This is a genomic window from Streptomyces sp. 35G-GA-8, from assembly GCF_023534745.1.
Taxonomy (GTDB): Bacteria; Actinomycetota; Actinomycetes; order Streptomycetales; family Streptomycetaceae; genus Streptomyces.
In genome coordinates, this window is record NZ_JAMHJQ010000010.1 from 62,544 (window position 1) to 79,186 (window position 16,643).

Annotated in this window: 16 protein-coding genes and 2 pseudogenes; 6 read left to right on the forward strand and 12 right to left on the reverse strand. The window is 68.3% G+C overall.

Going from position 1 to position 16,643, the window contains the following annotated elements; all coding sequences use genetic code 11:
• The first annotated feature begins 7 nt into the window (after positions 1-7).
• Positions 8-781 carry a methyltransferase domain-containing protein gene (locus M1203_RS23480; RefSeq protein ID WP_249951762.1) on the forward strand — a complete coding sequence of 258 codons (774 nt, stop codon included), beginning with the start codon at positions 8-10 and terminating at the stop codon, positions 779-781.
• Positions 782-783: 2 nt separating this feature from the next.
• Here M1203_RS23480 and M1203_RS23485 read toward each other — a convergent pair.
• From M1203_RS23485 to M1203_RS23495, 3 genes and pseudogenes are all read right to left on the reverse strand, one after another.
• A pseudogene (locus M1203_RS23485) lies at positions 784-1,123 on the reverse strand (ATP-binding protein); the annotation flags it as partial.
• Between the two features lie 244 nt (positions 1,124-1,367).
• Entirely contained in the window at positions 1,368-2,306 is a 939-nt protein-coding gene (locus tag M1203_RS23490) for a MerR family transcriptional regulator (RefSeq protein WP_249951763.1), read from the reverse strand.
• 225 nt (positions 2,307-2,531) lie between these two features.
• On the reverse strand, positions 2,532-3,560 hold the full coding sequence (locus M1203_RS23495; protein WP_249951764.1) for a trans-acting enoyl reductase family protein: 1,029 nt from the start codon (positions 3,558-3,560) through the stop codon (positions 2,532-2,534).
• 117 nt (positions 3,561-3,677) lie between these two features.
• Between M1203_RS23495 and M1203_RS23500 the strand changes: the two genes are divergently transcribed.
• Positions 3,678-4,634, forward strand: coding sequence for a helix-turn-helix domain-containing protein (locus tag M1203_RS23500; protein WP_249951765.1), 957 nt, complete (start codon positions 3,678-3,680; stop codon positions 4,632-4,634).
• A 92-nt stretch (positions 4,635-4,726) separates the two neighbouring features.
• On the opposite strand, the gene M1203_RS23505 is transcribed toward M1203_RS23500, so the two are convergent.
• Together M1203_RS23505 and M1203_RS23510 are read right to left on the reverse strand one after the other, a co-directional pair.
• On the reverse strand, positions 4,727-6,058 hold the full coding sequence (locus M1203_RS23505) for a carboxylesterase family protein (RefSeq protein ID WP_249951766.1): 1,332 nt from the start codon (positions 6,056-6,058) through the stop codon (positions 4,727-4,729).
• A gap of 217 nt (positions 6,059-6,275) precedes the next feature.
• Positions 6,276-7,619 (reverse strand): MFS transporter, encoded by a 1,344-nt coding sequence (locus tag M1203_RS23510; RefSeq protein ID WP_249951767.1) that lies wholly within the window; start codon positions 7,617-7,619, stop codon positions 6,276-6,278.
• 419 nt (positions 7,620-8,038) lie between these two features.
• Between M1203_RS23510 and M1203_RS23515 the strand changes: the two genes are divergently transcribed.
• On the forward strand, positions 8,039-8,641 hold the full coding sequence (locus M1203_RS23515; RefSeq protein ID WP_249951768.1) for a TetR/AcrR family transcriptional regulator: 603 nt from the start codon (positions 8,039-8,041) through the stop codon (positions 8,639-8,641).
• Between the two features lie 224 nt (positions 8,642-8,865).
• The gene (locus M1203_RS23520) at positions 8,866-9,843 is read left to right on the forward strand and encodes an aldo/keto reductase (protein ID WP_249951769.1); all 978 of its coding nucleotides are present in this window, start codon (positions 8,866-8,868) and stop codon (positions 9,841-9,843) included.
• Between the two features lie 75 nt (positions 9,844-9,918).
• On the opposite strand, the gene M1203_RS23525 is transcribed toward M1203_RS23520, so the two are convergent.
• The 3 genes from M1203_RS23525 to M1203_RS23535 form a co-directional block, all read right to left on the reverse strand.
• Positions 9,919-10,803, reverse strand: a complete 885-nt coding sequence (locus M1203_RS23525) for a menaquinone biosynthesis protein (RefSeq protein WP_249951770.1) — start codon at positions 10,801-10,803, stop codon at positions 9,919-9,921.
• A 173-nt stretch (positions 10,804-10,976) separates the two neighbouring features.
• The gene (locus tag M1203_RS23530; protein ID WP_249952005.1) at positions 10,977-11,333 is read right to left on the reverse strand and encodes a hypothetical protein; all 357 of its coding nucleotides are present in this window, start codon (positions 11,331-11,333) and stop codon (positions 10,977-10,979) included.
• Between the two features lie 280 nt (positions 11,334-11,613).
• Positions 11,614-12,048, reverse strand: a complete 435-nt coding sequence (locus tag M1203_RS23535; protein WP_249952006.1) for a helix-turn-helix domain-containing protein — start codon at positions 12,046-12,048, stop codon at positions 11,614-11,616.
• Between the two features lie 141 nt (positions 12,049-12,189).
• Between M1203_RS23535 and M1203_RS23540 the strand changes: the two genes are divergently transcribed.
• Positions 12,190-13,077 (forward strand): aldo/keto reductase family oxidoreductase, encoded by an 888-nt coding sequence (locus M1203_RS23540; RefSeq protein ID WP_283958960.1) that lies wholly within the window; start codon positions 12,190-12,192, stop codon positions 13,075-13,077.
• Between the two features lie 160 nt (positions 13,078-13,237).
• Here M1203_RS23540 and M1203_RS23545 read toward each other — a convergent pair whose 3' ends face one another.
• Both M1203_RS23545 and M1203_RS23550 read right to left on the reverse strand, forming a co-directional pair.
• On the reverse strand, positions 13,238-13,768 hold the full coding sequence (locus M1203_RS23545; protein WP_249951771.1) for a MarR family winged helix-turn-helix transcriptional regulator: 531 nt from the start codon (positions 13,766-13,768) through the stop codon (positions 13,238-13,240).
• A 166-nt stretch (positions 13,769-13,934) separates the two neighbouring features.
• A complete protein-coding gene (locus M1203_RS23550; RefSeq protein WP_249951772.1) occupies positions 13,935-14,849 on the reverse strand; it encodes an alpha/beta hydrolase in 915 nt (304 codons plus the stop codon).
• Positions 14,850-14,959: 110 nt separating this feature from the next.
• Between M1203_RS23550 and M1203_RS23555 the strand changes: the two genes are divergently transcribed.
• Entirely contained in the window at positions 14,960-15,373 is a 414-nt protein-coding gene (locus M1203_RS23555; protein ID WP_249951773.1) for a MarR family winged helix-turn-helix transcriptional regulator, read from the forward strand.
• A 403-nt stretch (positions 15,374-15,776) separates the two neighbouring features.
• Here M1203_RS23555 and M1203_RS23560 read toward each other — a convergent pair.
• Positions 15,777-16,187, reverse strand: a pseudogene (locus M1203_RS23560) ((4Fe-4S)-binding protein).
• A gap of 30 nt (positions 16,188-16,217) precedes the next feature.
• Positions 16,218-16,526, reverse strand: coding sequence for a GNAT family N-acetyltransferase (locus tag M1203_RS23565; RefSeq protein WP_249951774.1), 309 nt, complete (start codon positions 16,524-16,526; stop codon positions 16,218-16,220).
• Between the last annotated feature and the right edge of the window lie 117 nt (positions 16,527-16,643).

Genomic DNA, 16,643 nt, shown 5'->3' on the forward strand with positions numbered 1-16,643 from the left:
GGCTCGTATGTCATCGATTCTTGGCGTGCCCCGGCCTGATCAGGCTTCCTACATGCTGCGGGCCGCCGCCGGCGATGCGGGCCGCGCGTACAAGCAGCAGTTGCTCGACCTGTTGGATCTCCAGGAGGGCCACACCGTCCTGGACGTGGGATGCGGCCCGGGCACAGACCTGCCGGCGCTGGCGGAACGTGTCGGAGACTGGGGCACGGTGATCGGCGTCGACCGTGACCCGGCCATGCTTGCCCAGGCTCGCGAACGCACGAACGACCTGCACCGGGTGGAGATCCGTGAAGGGGACGTGCACGCACTCCCCGTCGAGCCGGGCACGGTGGATCGGGCCAAGATTGACCGAGTCCTCATGCATGTTGACGAACCCGGGGATGCTCTTGCACAGCTCCATCGTGCAACCCGGCCAAGCGCGCGGATCGGCCTTGCCGAACCCGATTGGGACACCCTGATCGTTGACGCTGAGGATCTTGAGACGAGCCGCGCTTTCACCCGCTATACCACCGCAGAAATGGTCCGCCATGCGACCATCGGACGCAGCCTTGCGCGTTTCGCCGAACAGGCAGGCTTCTGCGTCGAAGCTGTGCTCGCCACGACACCAGTCTTCCGTGACTTTCAAGAGGCGGACCACACCCTGGGCCTCGGCCGCAACATGCAGAAAGCCATCAACGAAGGCCGCGTCGACCGAGACCGCGGCCATCGCTGGTTCGCCAGCCTTTCCCAGGGGCCGTTCTACGCATCGTTCACTCTCGTCAGCGTGATTTGCTCCCGCTGAGGTCAGCCGGCCCTGGCGGGGGCTTGGGCTCGTGCTCGGGTGCTGGCGAGGCGGTAGGAGTCGGTGCCGGTCTCGATGATGGTGCCGTTGAAGGTGAGGCGGTCGACGATGGCCACGGGCGATGGTCTTGTTCAACTGCTTCTCGTCGACGGCCTCGACCAGCTCGTTCACCAGCTTCGTGGCGAGCGTTTAGCGGACCCGATAGCCCTTCATAGCGGCCTCGGTGCCCAGAGCGATGAGCATGTGGGACTTCCCAGTGCCGGAGTCCACGATCAGGCAGAGCGACTGACTCTGCTTGATCCATCCGCAGCTGGCGAGGGTGTGGATGGTCGCCGCGTCGACCCTCGACATCCGCAGCATGACCAGCACCCTTCACCAAGAGCATCCCGATGCTGCCCCGGGAGGAGCCGCCATGCCTCAAACTCATCAACATCACCCAATCGTGGTTTTGGGCGCCTCCCAAACCCGTCGACAACTGACGTCACTACCGCTCGATAAAGCCATGGTGGCCAACTGACGGCCTCTGCCCACCTGCTCTGCGGTCCGTCATCCTTGCGGCCGATGTGTCCCGGGGCTGGGCGGCGTTCTATCGGCTCAGCTGCGAGCGCAGAGCGGTGATGAACCAACTGAAGACCGGCGCGAGAGTAGGCGGTACCGGCCATCCATTGATGGTCGACAGAAGCTGCCAGTAGCGCTCTGCCCTGGGGTCCGCGCCGGTCTCCAATCGGGTGACAAGCCATCGCCGCAGGTCGGCATCGTCGGTGCGTCCGAAAGTCTCGGCATAGAGACCGGCGAGGGAATCGACGATGGGCGCCGCCAGCTCGGACATCGGCTGGATTCCCGCTTCGAGAGCCTTGTCGACCTGTTCACACACCGCTCTGGTCAGATCATGATGCAGGCCGGTCGTGTCGCCCTGCGCCCGCTCCGCTGCCTGGTGTTCGGCCATCCTCCGGACGGCGGCCCGGAAGTCCGTGTCCTGGCAGAGTTCCGCCAGTTCCACCCACGCCTCGACCTGTTCGGGAGCCGGGTCGTCGGGGAGTTGGGGCATGGCCGAACGCATCATGGCCACGAACTCCGGGTTGGCGTCGAGACCGCCGAAGGTGTCATCGATGAAGTCGTTCACCAATCGCTGTCGTTCGCTGTCAGAGAGCTTGACGAGTCTGTGCATGAGATCCAATTCCTCGGGTGTGGGGCCACGCTTGGCTACCGCTCTCAGTACTGAGCGCCGCAGACGGAGCGTACGAATCTGCACGTCCAGGGCGTCGGCATGCGCCGACGCCACCTCGGGGACGGAGACTTCCCGGTCGAGAACCTTCCTGATGGCGGAAAGATCCAGCCCCAGGTCGCGCAGGGTACGCACGAGATCGAGACGTGTGACGGCGTCGATGTCGTAGAGCCGGTAGCCGGCCGGGCTTCGGTCAGTCGGCGGCACGATTCCCGCGTCGGAGTAGAACCGAATGGTCTTCACCGTCAGCCCGGTCCGCCGGGCAAGATCACCAATCGCGTAGAGCGCGTCGCCGTTCATGCCCTCCACCTTGCTGTCTCCCCCTACTGGAGACTCAAGCGGTTAAAGCCCTCGACCAGCCGGATGCCGTCGGCGCGCCTGGTTCGCCGTGGAATCTCCCGGAGCGTCCGGCGAGGTGACCGTTCCCGAAGCGCGCGCGGTGCGGGTGCGGTGGGGTGGCCGCCAGCCGGGCGCGTGCTGCCGGATACGAGCGCGCCGGCTCTGCCCTGAGGGCCGGTCGGCCCGCTACGCATCCAGTTCCACGGTGATGTGCGGGGACAGCGCGCGAAGGAAACCGGGCGCGTCGAAGACCTCTCCCGCGGAGGCGACACCGACTGTCCTGGTCCGGCCCGTGAGGATACGCTCGACCGCCTCCACCGCGAGTGGCGCGGTGACGGCATAGATGTCCTGCCCCCTTGCCGCGGCGCGCCGTTCGATGCCGCCCGAGCGTACGACGACGTCGACGAGGAAGGTCTGCGCGGACCGCCCCCGCACGTCGACCGCGGCCGGTGCCGGGGTGTCGGGGGACGACACCTCCCTGGCCGCCTCCACCGTCATGTACGTACGCACTTCCGGGATGGACAGGTGGCTGGGAATGGTGACGACATCAGCCATCGTGAACTCCCCGATCACCGCCCGGGGGCCCATCGGGCCCGGGAAAGGCCACTGAAGGGTCGGCGGGTCGTCGTGACGGTACTCCAGCCGCCCCTTGGTGAACACAGCACGTCCCCCGCCCCGCCGCTGCCGGGAGACCGCACCGGCCGTGCGCGTTCCCGCGGTGGGATGCCAGCCGCTCAGCCCGTACGCGATGTGGGCCTCATCCGCCGCCGTCCACTCCCCCATCGCCGCGGTGGCCAGCAGGTCACCGAGACCGCCGTAGAAGGCCATCGCCGGGACGACCACCACTCCCGCGGCGCGAGCACGGCCCGCGAAACGCGCGAACGTATCGGCGTTGGCCTCGATCTCGGCCGCCACGTCCACATAGGGGATCCCGGCACGCAGAGCCGCCTCTATCACGGGAGCCGCCGTCGTGGCGAACGGCCCGGCACAGTTGATCACGGCAGACGCGCCGGACAGCGCACGGTCGAGCGAGGCCGGATCCTCCACCGACGCCACACGGGCGCCGAGACCGGACTCGCGGGCCAGCGCCTCCAGTTGTCCCGCATCGCGGCCGGAGAGAACCGGGACCAGGCCGCGCTCCCTCAACCGCGCCACCACAAAGCGCCCGGTGTGCCCGTACGCGCCGAACACCGTCACTGTCCGTTCCGACTTCATGGACTCCCCCTGTACTCGAACTCGAACCGCTCTGCCGCGATCTGTCACGGACATCCTGACGAGAACCGCCATCCAGCCGTGAGTGTCCGGAACGCCATGCCCCGTACAATTCCGGACATGCATACTGTGGCCCTGGCCGTCACCGACGGGATACTGCACTTCGAACTGTCCCTGGCATGCGAGGTCTTCGGCCCCGCCCCGGCAGGCGTGAACGGTCCCTGGTACGACCTCGCCGTCTGCGGACCGGGCGTTGTACGGGCCGGCCGGTTCCAACTGCCTCCCGACCACGGCCTCGACCGGCTCCCGCACGCGGAGACAGTGATCGTCCCCGGCTGGGCGGATACCGACCAGGATCCGCCCGCGGACCTCGTCGACGCGGTCCGCGCGGCCCACGAGGCAGGTGCGCGTGTGGTCTCTCTCTGCACCGGCGCGTTCGTACTGGCCGCCGCCGGCCTGCTGGACGGAAAACGCGCGACCACGCACTGGGCACACACCCGAGCCCTGGCCGACCGCTACCCCCGGGTCACGGTCGACCCCGACGTCCTCTACGTGGACAACGGCAGCGTCCTCACCTCCGCCGGCAAGGCCGCCGCCATGGACCTGTGCCTGCACCTCGTCCGCCACGACCACGGATCAGCGATCGCCAACACACTCGCCCGGCGCCTGGTCGTACCACCGCACCGGGACGGCGGCCAGGCCCAGTACGTGACCACTCCCGTCCCCCCACCGGGCAACCACCCGCTCGCCGACCTCCTCCCCTGGGCCATCACGCGGTTGGACCAGCCCCTGACCGTGGAAGACCTGGCCCGCCAGGCACGGATGAGCTCACGCAACCTGAGCCGCCACTTCAGGACCGTCACCGGCACCACCCCCCTGCGATGGCTGCTCACCCAACGCATCCGCCACGCCCAGGAACTCCTGGAAACCACCGACAACGGCATCGACAGCATCGCGAAGACCACCGGCATGGGCACCGCCACCACACTGCGTCGCCACTTCAACCGCACCATCGGCGTACCACCCGACACCTACCGCCGAACCTTCCGCACATCCGCGCCGGGTGGAATGACCTGACGACAGAGAAAACCCCGGCCAATCCCGGCCGCCGGGGGCTGGGCGCCCAGTCACAAGTCACCAGTCACCAGTCACCAGTCACCAGTCACCAGTCACCAATTGATCTGCTGGACGGACATCTCGTCGCCATTCCATTGCGGCCATTCGACTTCGGCGGTGCCCGGCGTACCGTACCGCGCGAAATGCCCCCAACTCCGCCGTAAGCCCCTGCCGTTGGCCTCGACGGTGGCCCAGTCGGTGCTGCCCAGCACCGGACTGTCGGCCCACGCCTCCCGTGTCCCCAGCAGGAAGGGCACCTCGATGCCATGCACAGCGCCGAAACCCCCCTCTGCCGGTGCCCAGCCGAACTCGTAGAGAAAGGCCGCTCCGCCTGCGTCGAGGACCTGTCGGCCGGCCTCGTGCGCCGGCTCGACGAACGTCTTGCGGGACATCGTCGCGACGGCTTCCCTGGGTACCGGCGACGCGGCGCCGACCACAAAGGCCCCGCCCTCGTCGGAGGTGTAGCCGATGACGAGGTCCGGCACGGGTTCGGAGCGGAAGGTCCGTTCGCGCGTCTCGGTGTCCGGGAGCGGTTCCATCAGGGCGGGCCGGAACGACACTGTCCCCGGCCTTGCCGGCGTGTCCGCGTTCCACTGCTCGGTCCGGGCCTGGGCGTCGAGGATCCGCCGCACCGGGAGGGTCATCAGATCGCCACCCGCTGCCTCGGCGAAGTAGGGCCCCGCCGCGAATGCCTCGTCGCGGGTGGGGAGCCTCGCCAGGGACGGTGCGCTCTGCGCGATCACCCGGCGGATCAGCTTCCGGGCGCGCGGGACCGACAGGAGCGCCATGGCGGAGCTCGCGCCGGCGGACTGACCGAAGACGGTGATGCTCGCCGGATCGCCGCCGAACGCGGTGATGTTGTCGTGCACCCATTCCAGCGCGAGGATCTGGTCGTACAGGCCGAGGTTGCCCTCGCTGACCCCCTCGTGGGCGAGGAAGCCCAGCGCGCCCAGCCGGTAGTTGATCGACACAACGACGACATCGCCGTCGGCGGCGAGCCGCCCACCGTCGTACATGGGGAGGGTGCCGCCGCCGGTCAGGTACCCGCCGCCGTGCACCCATACCATCACCGGTCGGCTCCCGGTGAGATCCGCTGTCGTGATCGCCAGGTAGAGGCAGTCCTCGGATTGCGGCGGCTCGTTCCGGTGTGGGCCGTAGACCGGTTCCAGACGGGACGGCAGCTGCGGGCAGATCGGGCCCGGCCGGGTCGCGTCGACGGGGAGGGTGTGCCGGGCGGCCGGGACCGGCCGCGCGAACCGCTCGGCCGTTCCGTAGCGGATCCCGGCGAACCGCAGTAGCCGGTCCGTTCCACGGAGGCCGGTGACAGGACCGGACTCCGGGTGGGCGACCACTCGTCCGGCGCCGGTGTCGATGTGGGTGTTCATGGGCTGGCTCCTTGTGTTGTCCTGAGAGTGGTTCAGCCGCGCGGGGCACGGCGCCGTGCGCGGTCCTACGCGAGGCCGCCGCGGAAGTACAGCGCGGTCGGGAGCAGGCGGACGCCCTTCTGCCGTTGTGCGGCCGGTGTCCATACCATCGGTGGCCACCGACGCGGCCCGGCGAAACGGCAGGCCCTGAGGCAGGGCCGTCCCCGCGTCGGCGCGGTCACGCGAGTGCGGCGCGCCGACGACCCGCCAGCCGCAGGACGGTCAGCCCCAGCACCGGCAGCGTCATCAGCACGAGGAACACCGTGGACAGGCTCGCCACCCCGCCGAGACCGCCCACCAGGGAGGCGCCGATGCTGGCACCGGTGAAGGACACCAGCGTCGCGACCCCGATGGCGACGCCGCGATCGGTGGCGGCCACCGCCTCGTTGACGGCCGACATCATGGCCGGCTGTCCCAGCCCGAACGCCACCGCGGTGAGCGCCACGCCCAGCGCGAGTACCGGGGGGAAGTCCATGGCCACGCCGACCGCGGCGACGGGCAGTGCCAGGGCCGCGATGGCGCACGCGACGGTGATGGCGGGCCGTGCGCCCAGCCGGGCGAGCGCCCTGCGGCAGAACGACGGGGCCACCAGCCCGACGACCGCCGCCGGCAGCATCAACAGGCCGGTGGCCAGCGGTGTCCAGCCCCAGCCGGCGGCCACACTGGGTACCCCCACGAGCAGTGCGAACCAGCCGGCCGGTATGGCGGAGGCGGCGAACGCACTGTGCAGCACCGCCGGGTTGGTCACGACGGAGCGGGGCAGGAACCCGTGTGGTCGCGCCCGCACCCGGGCGACGACGGCCGGTGCGCCCGCGGCGAGCAGCACCGCGCCGGTGATCGCCGTGACCGGGCCCGAGGACGGCGACTGCAGCAGCAGTACGAGCCCGGACGCGGCGGTCGCGACGAGCAGGGCACCGGTGCGGTCGATGCGCTTGCCGGACCCGCCGGACGGCGCGAGCCGGGCCACGTACGGGAGGGCGAGCAGCCCGAGCGCGGGCAGCGCCACGGCCGGCCGCCAACCGCCGATGTTTTCCAGTGCCCCGCCGATAAGGGGACCCAGTGCGCTGAATGTGGCCCCCACCCCGGTCACCCGGCCGAGCGCCGCACCCCGCTGCGGCTCTGCCCACAGCACCGAGAGCAGTGCGGTGGTCAGCACCGCGATGCTCGCCCCGCCGAAGCCCTGCACCACCCGGGCGACGATCAGGAACGCGAAGTTCGGGGCCAGCGCGGACGCGACCGCGCCGACCGCCATCGTCACCACCCCGACGACGAGGGGAACCCGCAGTCCGTACGCGTCGGCCAGCCGTCCGTGCAGCGGGGTCGCGACGGCAAGCATCACCGTGTACACGCTGATCGCCCAGGCGGCGCCGCCCGCGCTGATGTCGAACTCGCCCGATATCTGGGGCAGGCTCACCGCGAGGGCGGACGTACCGGTGGTGGCGAGTCCATAGATGACTCCGAGGAGGGTGGGGATCCACCCGGGGGAACGCACGCTCCGGGGCGTGCCCTTGTGGGTGCTCACGGTATTTCCTTGTTGATGTTCATGGTGTTCCCAGTTCGTCGGCGGGGTTGAGCGGGTCGGGGACTTGTGTGCGCAGAGGGCTGCCCGTCGCCCGCGGACGGCGCGAGCGGCGGGCCCGTTGAGCAGTACGACGATGCCGTCCGCATCGGCCTGGCCGAGTCGGTGATGAGCCATGGCATGGGGAAGGCAGGCAGCGTTTCCGGCATGGCGTGGCAGCTCTCCGTAACTAAACGATTGTTCATTTGCGGGGAGCAGCCTAGCGCCGTGCGCCTGCGCGCGCAGCCCACGTACGGGCAGGATGTGACCGAGATCATCCCCGGCGTGCCCGACCTCCTCGGCTACATGGCCCGGCGTGGGCGAAACCGGCGCGGGCGGCATTGGTCTTCGATGGGCCCCGACATCACCGGTTACAGTGCCTCGTGGCCGAGACATCGCAGCGCGCACGTAATCCACGGGGGCAGGGTGACCGGCTGCGCCTGGAAATCCTGGAGGGGGCCGCGCGCCTGCTGTCCGAGCTGGGCGGCGAGGAGGGACTGACGATCCGCGGCGTCGCACGCGCCGCGGGCATCTCACCGGCCGCCATCTACCAGCACTTCGCCGACAAGTCCGCACTGGTCAATGGCCTGATCGGGTACGACTACGAACAGATCTCCCGGGCCATGACCAAGGCCGACGAGTCGTGCCCTCAGGACGCCGTGCTGGAGCGGGTGCGGGCCCAGGTGCGGACCTACTGCCAGTTCGTGGTGGACAATCCGGGCCACTACCGCCTGCTGATCAACCATCAGCCGCTGACGGCACCCCGCAGCGGGCCGATGATCGACCTCGTGACCAGGGTGGCCACGGCGTTCGAGCGCTGCCAACTGGCCGGTGTACGGCTGCGGCTGCCGGCGCGACGAGCGGCGGTCCTGGTCTTCACAGCCGCCCACGGCCGGGTCGCGCTCTGGCACGCCTCCGGGGACCCCGTAGCCGCCGAGGCCCTCCTCGACTTCGTCGACGAAGTGGTCTGGCTCGTCACCGAGTGACCTCGATGCCGCCCGTGGGCAGCCGTGCGCGCGGGCGGGCAGCAGGCAGCAGGCAGCAGGCAGCAGGCAGCGTTATGCTACCTTGCGTAACTGTACGATCGTTAAGCTATAGCGATAGAAGGACGGCGCGCTTGAAGTGCTGCCCGCCTTCCCCGTTCAGGCACGGCGACTACGTGTACGACGCCCCCCTTCGCTTCCCCTTCACCCCGTAAGGATTCCTCGCCATGCAATACCTCCGGTTGGGCAACAGCGGACTGTCGGTCTCCAAGGTCGTGCTGGGCTGCATGAGCTTCGGCGACCCGGCCCGCGGCACCCATCAGTGGTCCTTCGGCATCGACGAGTCCCGTCCGTACTTCAAGCAGGCCATCGAGTCCGGCATCACCACCTTCGACACCGCCAACATGTACAGCCGCGGCGCCAGCGAGGAGATCACCGGCCGGCTGCTGCGCGAGTTCGCCAAGCGGGACGAGGTGGTCATCGCCACCAAGGTGCACGCCACGATGGGCCCCGGCCCCAAGGGCGGCGGCCTGTCCCGGGCGGCGATCCTCACCCAGGTGGACGAGAGTCTGCGCCGGCTGGGCACCGACTACATCGACCTGTACCAGATCCACCGGCTCGACCCGAACGTGCCGGCCGAGGAGATCATGGAGACACTGCACGACGTGGTGAAGGCCGGAAAGGCCCGCTACCTCGGCGCGTCCTCGATGTGGACCTGGCAGTTCGCCAAGCTTCAGCACACCGCGGATCTGCACGGCTGGACCCGGTTCGTGTCCATGCAGGACCAGTACAACCTGCTTCAGCGCGAGGAGGAGCGGGAGATGCTGCCGTACTGCCTCGACCAGGGCATCGGCGTGATCCCATGGAGCCCACTGGCGCGCGGCCGGCTGACCCGCGATCCGGACGAGCAGACCACACGCAACAGCACCGACAGCGCCGAGGAAATCCTCTACGGCCGGACCGCCAAGGCCGACCGGGGAATCATCGACGCGGTCGCCGCCATCGCAACGGAGCGCGCCGTCAGCCGCGCCCAGGTAGCACTGGCCTGGGTGATGCACCAGCCGGCCATCACCGCACCGATCGTCGGCACCACCAAGCCGCACCACCTCACCGACGCCGTCGCCGCCACCGAGCTCAAGCTCACCACCGAAGAACTGACCCGACTGGAAGAGCACTACACCACGCGCCCCGCCTCCGGCTTCTGACCCGCGCCCGCCCGATCACGCCCGCCCGGTACAGGACGCACCGGCAACGCGGCCGACGGCCTACCACGACAGCCACTACGGCTGGAATACCGAGATCTCCAGCTCAGGATCGAATCCGGAGTCCGAAGCGACCCTGCGGGCGAACTCGCGAACACCTGCCAACTGGCGTTCGCCGAAGGAGAAGTCCAGAGCCTCGGTGTAGTAGCTCCGCAACGCCTGCTCGCCAAACGCCTCCCACTGGGCGGCCTGCTCGCACACCTTGTCAATTTCGTCCATTGAGAGGTCCCGGGACTCCAGGAAGGCCCGGTGCACCTCTCGTACGATGCGAGGGTTCCGCTCCAAGTAGTCCTTGCGGACGGCCCAGGCCGCGAAAACGAACGGCAGACCAGTCCACGCCTTCCACATCTCGCCCAGGTCGTACACCAGCAGACCCAGGTCCTCGGCCTGGTGAAGGTAGGCACGCAGCGCCGCGTCACCGATGACGACCGCGGCATCCGCGTCCCGCATCATCACCGGCAGGTCCGGCGGGCAGGTGAAGTACTCCGGGCGAACCCCTTCCCTCTCCTCCAGCAGAAGTCGAGCCAGGCGTACCGACGAGCGCGAGGTGGAACCCAGGGCGACCCGGCGCCCGTCCAACTCACGCAGTGGGACCTGGCTGACGATCAGACAAGAGGTCACCGCACCATCGCTGCCCACCGCGATGTCCGGGAGAAGCACCAAGTCATCCGCATGCTTGAGATATTCCATGCAGGCGATCGGACCGATATCCAGGGTCCCGTCGACCAGCAGACCACTCAGCCGGTCCGGAGTGTCCTTGGTCAGATCCAGGTCGAGCAAGGTGCCGGTACGTGCCAGTCCCCAGTAAATCGGCAGACAGTTGAGGAACTGGATATGCCCGACCCGGGGACGCTCCCCCGGATCACGCAGGACGCGAGCTACATGTGAAATATCCACGTCCACAGGCTAATACCTCAGAGTCCGCCATGGCCCGGCGCCCGGCGCCAGGGCCACCCGGTCAGTGACCAGGCAAGCCAAGGGCGGAACGAAGCGGATCCAAGCAGGTCACCCACGCCCGCCCCGATCGGGCCCGGCCTCCGACCCGAGGGAACCGGGTGGAGCCTTCGACGTGGTGGCTATAGGTCGAGCACCGCCCACAGGCGTCGGCCATCCTCACTTGTATCCGTGCCGCAGCTCGTCGCGCCCAACTCCGCGATCCGAGGCAACACGGTCTCGTCTGCGACCGGCAGGCCGGGATGATGGCTGAGTACCACCATGAGGGCCTGTCGGTTCTGGTCAGCGAGGTGCAGGCTCACTCGCTTCCCGCCGTCGCCCACCGCGGTGTTGACGAGGACGGTGACGATCTCGGAGGCGGCGGTGTCCGCGCCGGTGTAACCCCATTCGTGGAGCTTGCCGATCACGTTCTTGCGGGCGCGCCCGGCCGCCCACGGTTCCGCTTCCAACCTCCAGTTGGCGCCCCGTCGGTTCGCCATGTTCACCGTGCGCCTGCCCGGCCGGGCCAGCGTGGTCGATTTCGGCTTGGTGTCCGTGGGAGGGCGTGATGGCTGGACCGGGCGCTTGGGGGGTGGCGGAGTCTTGGGTGGGTAGTCCGGCTGGTGGGCGGCGTCCATTGGTGACGGCATGAGCGGACTCCCCGGGTCGAAGACGCGACGGTCACCCATGGTACGGCCGCCGTCACTCGACCCGCGAGGCGTCGAATCCCGCCGCCTCAAGGCGTAGCCGACGGAAGCCGAAGGAGGGGCCGCCGATCGGTTAGGTGCGAGCGTCGTAGTTCTCGCGGTTCGCGAGGACCTCGGCCATGTGTGTCTGTGCCCAGCTTCTGAGCCCGCGCGTCATGTGGTGGAGCGAGAGGCCGAGGTCGGTCAGCTCGTAGGAGACGGTGACGGGAACAGTTGGCGTCACGGTGCGGGTGAGGAGACCATCGTGCTCCAGCGACCGTAGTGTCTGGGTCAGCATCTTCTGGCTGACCCCGGCCAGAAGACGGGAGATCTCGGAGTAACGCAGCGCCTTCGGAGCGTCTGCGTGTGCCGCACCGGCGGGTCCAGGGTTGTTGTCGCCGCCCAGCGCACACAGGATCAGGACGACCCACTTGTCCGAGATTCGGTCGAGTAGTTGCCGGCTGGGGCACCCTGCCAGGAACGCGTTGTACTCCACCTTGGCCTGAGCCCTCTTCTGGGCCGCCTTCATCGTTGTCACTGATCGCACCTCTCACCGATGGGTGGGTTACGCACTCCAGAGTGCCTACTTCCCGACAGGAAGTTTCTCTCCAATGCTGATGCAGGAAGGCAACAGGCGCCACCCCCAAAGTGCACGACGAAAGGCAACACGATGAGCACACCGTCCCTCTCTCTGCCCGGAGGCACCTGGACTCTGGGTGACCTGACCGTCACCCGGTTCGGCTACGGTGCCATGCAACTGGCCGGGCCGTGGGTGATGGGGCCGCCGGCCGATCGCGGGGGTGCCCTGGCCGTTCTGCGCGAAGCCGTCGACCTCGGTGTCACCCACATCGACACCAGTGACGCCTACGGGCCGCGGGTCACCAACGAGTTGATCCGCGAGGCACTGCACCCCTATCCCGAGTCGCTGCACATCGTGACCAAGGTCGGCGCGACCCGCGACGAACAGGGTGGCTGGCCCACGGCCCGCCGACCCGAAGATCTGCGCCGCCAGGTCCAGGACAACCTCACGTCCCTCCGGCTCGACACACTCGACCTGGTCAACCTCCGGCTCGGCAACGCCGAAGGTCGCCGGCCCGGCTCGCTGGCCGAGGCGTTCGAGACGCTCGTGGAACTCCAGCAGCAGGGCCTGATCCGCCACCTCGGGGTCAGCAACGCCACCGAGGAGCAGGTCACCGAGGCACAGAGCATCGCGCCGATCGTGTGCGTGCAGAACATGTACAACCTCGCCCACCGCCAGGACGACGAGCTCATCGACCGGCTCGCCACCGACGGCGTCGCGTATGTGCCTTTCTTTCCCCTCGGGGGCTTTACCCCGCTTCAGTCCTCGGCGCTCTCGGCGGTCGCCGCTCGAATCAAGGCGACAGAGATGTCCGTCGCACTGGCCTGGCTGCTGCAGCGATCACCGAACATTCTGCTCATCCCGGGCACGTCATCGACGGCACACCTGCGCGAGAACATCGCCGGCGCGGGACTCTCCCTCTCCCATGAGGATCTGACCGAACTGGACGACATCGGCCGCTCAATGCCACAGAGCTGAACGGCCCACAAGCCGCGCCCGAAGCCGCCGTTCACGTCCCGGCCCCGGTCACCTTCGTGCGACCGGGGCCGAAGCAGGACACCAAGCCCGACAGTTGACGCATCAACTAGGCGTCTGTCCATGCTCTCCGCCGAGCTCACAGAGGGGGACGCCGGTCGGGTCATTCCCCCCGATCATCCAGGTTCGCGATGATCCTCTCAGCGATGGTGCGCAGTTGCGTGACCTCGGTCGCGGTGAGGCCGGAGAGCACTGTGTCACGGGCGAAGGCGTCCTGCAGCGGCAGCACTCGCTCCACGAGGTCGAGACCACGGCGTGTGAGGACGGCCTGGTAGGCACGGCCCCTTTCAGGGGTGTCCTCGCGGCGGAGCAATCCGGCGGCCTCAAGTGAGCGGAGCGCATGTGACAGCCGGCTCTTCTGGAACCGTAGCGCCCGGCTCAATCGGGTGAGGCCCATCGTGTGCCGATCCGCGCCGGCGAGCAACGCGAGAATCTTGAAGTGGCTGTGCGGGATGCCGGCATCATCCTGCGTCTTTCGCTCAAGCTCGGCTTCGACCAAGTGCGCGAGAATCACCAGCGACTGCCAGTTCTCCCGCTGCTCCCGCGCCACCCGGGGCGCGGCGACCTCGACGGATTCGGCAAGAGAGCGGGCTCGCCCTCGCCCGCCCGGCCGCGGCGATGTGAGATCAGGCAATCGGTCATCCACCTCTCCCGCTTGCCCACGGGTCAAGCCTTCGTACTACGAGCCCCCATGTGAGTTGTGGGTGCAACTCACTCGCGCAACCACCCTGCCGGGAGAAGTCTAGTCATGCCGATTCAGCTGTCCCGTGACCGGAACATAGGTTCGCCGGTTTGGATGCCTACAGGTTGTTGACGTAGAAGTTGGTGAGCCGTTCGACGGCGGCGTCGACGTATTCGGGCTCGTCGTACATCTCGTAGTGGCCGGCGCCCTCGATCACCATGAGGTCGACCGGGTTGGGGGCCATCTTCCACAGCCGCATGCCCGCCTCGTAGGAGCCGGTGTTGCCGATGCGTCCGGCGAGGATGACTTGCAGTGGCTGGGTCATGAGCTGGTCGACCAGGTGGAACGCGTCGTAGCCAAGCAGGAGGGAGTCGCCGCGCGAGAGGCGGCGGTTGGTGGAGTGCTCGTTGCCGCCCCGCTCGGTGCGGTAGTAGGTGATGGCCTGGGTGGTGTCGATGTCGGTCAGCCCCGCATCCGTCGCATCTTCCAGGGTGTCGGGCAGCCAGTTCACACGGGACATCTCACCGGAGCGTGCCTCTTCGATGCGCGCGTCGGCGAGTGCGGCGAGTGCGGCGGCCGGGCCGTCGGGCTGGAAGCCGCGGAACGAGGTGCCCATGTTGCCGGGGACGACGGTTCCGACGGCCTTGATGCGGTGGTCCGTGCGGGCGGTGTGCACGGCGTAGCCGCCGCCGGCGCAGATACCGAGAACGCCGATGCGCTTCGGGTCGATGCCGGGGGTCGTGGTGAGGGCATCGATGGCGTAGGAGATGTCCTCACCTCGGCGGTAGGGGTCTTCGAGATCGCGGGGCTCGCCTCCGCTCTGCCCTTGGTGAGCGGGGTCGAAGACGAGCACCGCGATGCCGCGGGCGGCGAGGCGGGACGCATAGTTCGCACCGATCTGCTCCTTCACGCTGCTGCCGGGCGTGGAGAGCACCACGGCGCGCAACAGCGCGGTGCTGTCGGCGGTGTCGGGCAGGTGAAGGTCGGCCGCGAGCTCGATCGGTCCGCGCGGGATCGTGATGTGCTGAAGCATGGACAGCGCCCTTCGTGAGATCCTTGTTCCATAGCTGTACCAGTACAAAAACACTACTGGTACAGCTTGGAACTAGTACAGAACAGTACCACTTGGTTTGGGGGACTCGTATGCCGGTCGACGGTGCGCAGCTGTGGACGCTGAACCAGCGGCTGCTGAGTGTCGTAATGGATGCCTGCACGGAGGAGCTGGCTGATCTCGGGCTGGAAACAAAGGAGTTCTTCGTCCTGGCGGAGGTGGCCGCGTCGCCGTACCCGGCAGAGATCGCGGCGGCACTGCTGCTGCCCAAAGCCAGCGTGACGGTCTACGTCCGCAATCTCGTCGCCAAGGGGTTCATCCGGCGCGAGATCGACGACGCGGATCTGCGGCGTCACCGCCTCGTACTGACCTCCGCGGGCACAGAGGCTCGGGATCGTGCACTCGCAGCCCTGGCCGCGGAGTACGACCGCAGGCTGGCGAGGATCACCCCGCGGGACCGCACCGAGCTGCGGCGCATCCTTCAGGAGATGCTCTCGCCCGTATGAGTCCATGGTTGCGAGCGGTTCGCCTGTCCGGTGAACCGCTATTCGCCAGTGCTGTGAGAGCAGTTGCCGACGGGATCGAAACGCCGGGTGTCCCGCCGCCAGGGTCCGCCGTGCACCAACAGCATCACGGGCAAGATCAGGTGGGCGGGCAGCGGGTCCCCCGCGCGGGGCTGTGCCGCACGCTGCTCGCGCGAAAGGTCGTGACCTTACGCCGGGAGCACTACGAGCTTGCCGCTCAGGTGCTCGACCAGGCCGTTGCCATAGGTGACCGGTTCCACACCGAAAGAGCGGAGCTCAGCACGCAGCACGTCAGGGGTGCCGTACTCAGAGAACCGCACCGCAAGGGACATGTGCTCGACTTCAGGATCTTGGGTGTGACCTGCGGGAAGCGGGCACGGTCGTGTCACTGACCGCAGGGGCCCGCGTGATCGCAGTACGGCTGGAGGCGGCTCTGACCGCAGCCGCACAGCACGACCCTGGTCTCGGCGCGCGCGCCTTACGGCGTGTCCACACTCAGCTCCCCGCGCACGGTCAGCTGCCCGTTGACACCGCGGGTGATCGTGGTGGGCCGGTCGGGGGTTTCCGTCCCGCCCTCCGCGAGTTCGTACTGGAGCGCGCCCGAGGGACAGCGCCGCACCACCTCCGCCAGGCGCTCGGCCGTGGTTCTCTCCGGCTGGACCCAAGGTCGCTTCGTCGGGTCGAACACCTCGGGCAGGCCATGGACGCATTCGGCTGCGTGGAGGCAGCGCCCGGCCTCGAAGGTCACCGTGATCGACTCCGTCCGGTATGCCTTCTGCTCGGATTCGCCGCTCATGCCCGCCTCCGTTTCCGCCGTGCTCGGCTCTCAGTCACTGACCCTGCTGCGGGACTGGTACAGCAGGTCCTGGTACTCGGGGTGCCGGCTGATCCAGCCCGCGAAGAAGGGACAGGTGGCCAGTACCCGCAGGTTCGCGGCGCGTGCCTCGTCAAGGGCGGTACGGACCAGCGTGGACCCGACTCCCCTGCCCTCGTACTCCGCCTCGACCTCGGTGTGCACGAACGCGACGAGTTCCGTCGTACGGATGTATTCGGCGACGCCCGCCACCTTGGACTCTCCATCGACACGGGCCTCGTAGCGCTTCGCCTCGGGCACGTCGATCACTTCGACCGTCATGTGTCCTCCTTGTAAGGTCTGATCCCGCTCAACTCGGCGGGATCCCGCCAGCCAGGACATCAGCCTAGCCGCACCAGGTTGATGCATCAACTTAACCCTCGACGACGTTCCTCACCC

Excerpts from the sequence above, each read along its gene's own strand:
- M1203_RS23555 (WP_249951773.1), top strand. The coding sequence starts at position 14,960 with ATGCCGGTCGACGGTGCGCAGCTGTGGACGCTGAACCAGCGGCTGCTG.
- M1203_RS23530 (WP_249952005.1), bottom strand. The coding sequence starts at position 11,333 with ATGGCGAACCGACGGGGCGCCAACTGGAGGTTGGAAGCGGAACCGTGG.
- M1203_RS23550 (WP_249951772.1), bottom strand. The coding sequence starts at position 14,849 with ATGCTTCAGCACATCACGATCCCGCGCGGACCGATCGAGCTCGCGGCC.
- M1203_RS23535 (WP_249952006.1), bottom strand. The coding sequence starts at position 12,048 with ATGAAGGCGGCCCAGAAGAGGGCTCAGGCCAAGGTGGAGTACAACGCG.
- M1203_RS23495 (WP_249951764.1), bottom strand. The coding sequence starts at position 3,560 with ATGAAGTCGGAACGGACAGTGACGGTGTTCGGCGCGTACGGGCACACC.
- M1203_RS23480 (WP_249951762.1), top strand. The coding sequence starts at position 8 with ATGTCATCGATTCTTGGCGTGCCCCGGCCTGATCAGGCTTCCTACATG.
- M1203_RS23520 (WP_249951769.1), top strand. The coding sequence starts at position 8,866 with ATGCAATACCTCCGGTTGGGCAACAGCGGACTGTCGGTCTCCAAGGTC.
- M1203_RS23565 (WP_249951774.1), bottom strand. The coding sequence starts at position 16,526 with ATGACGGTCGAAGTGATCGACGTGCCCGAGGCGAAGCGCTACGAGGCC.
- M1203_RS23540 (WP_283958960.1), top strand. The coding sequence starts at position 12,190 with ATGAGCACACCGTCCCTCTCTCTGCCCGGAGGCACCTGGACTCTGGGT.
- M1203_RS23500 (WP_249951765.1), top strand. The coding sequence starts at position 3,678 with ATGCATACTGTGGCCCTGGCCGTCACCGACGGGATACTGCACTTCGAA.
- M1203_RS23490 (WP_249951763.1), bottom strand. The coding sequence starts at position 2,306 with ATGAACGGCGACGCGCTCTACGCGATTGGTGATCTTGCCCGGCGGACC.
- M1203_RS23505 (WP_249951766.1), bottom strand. The coding sequence starts at position 6,058 with ATGAACACCCACATCGACACCGGCGCCGGACGAGTGGTCGCCCACCCG.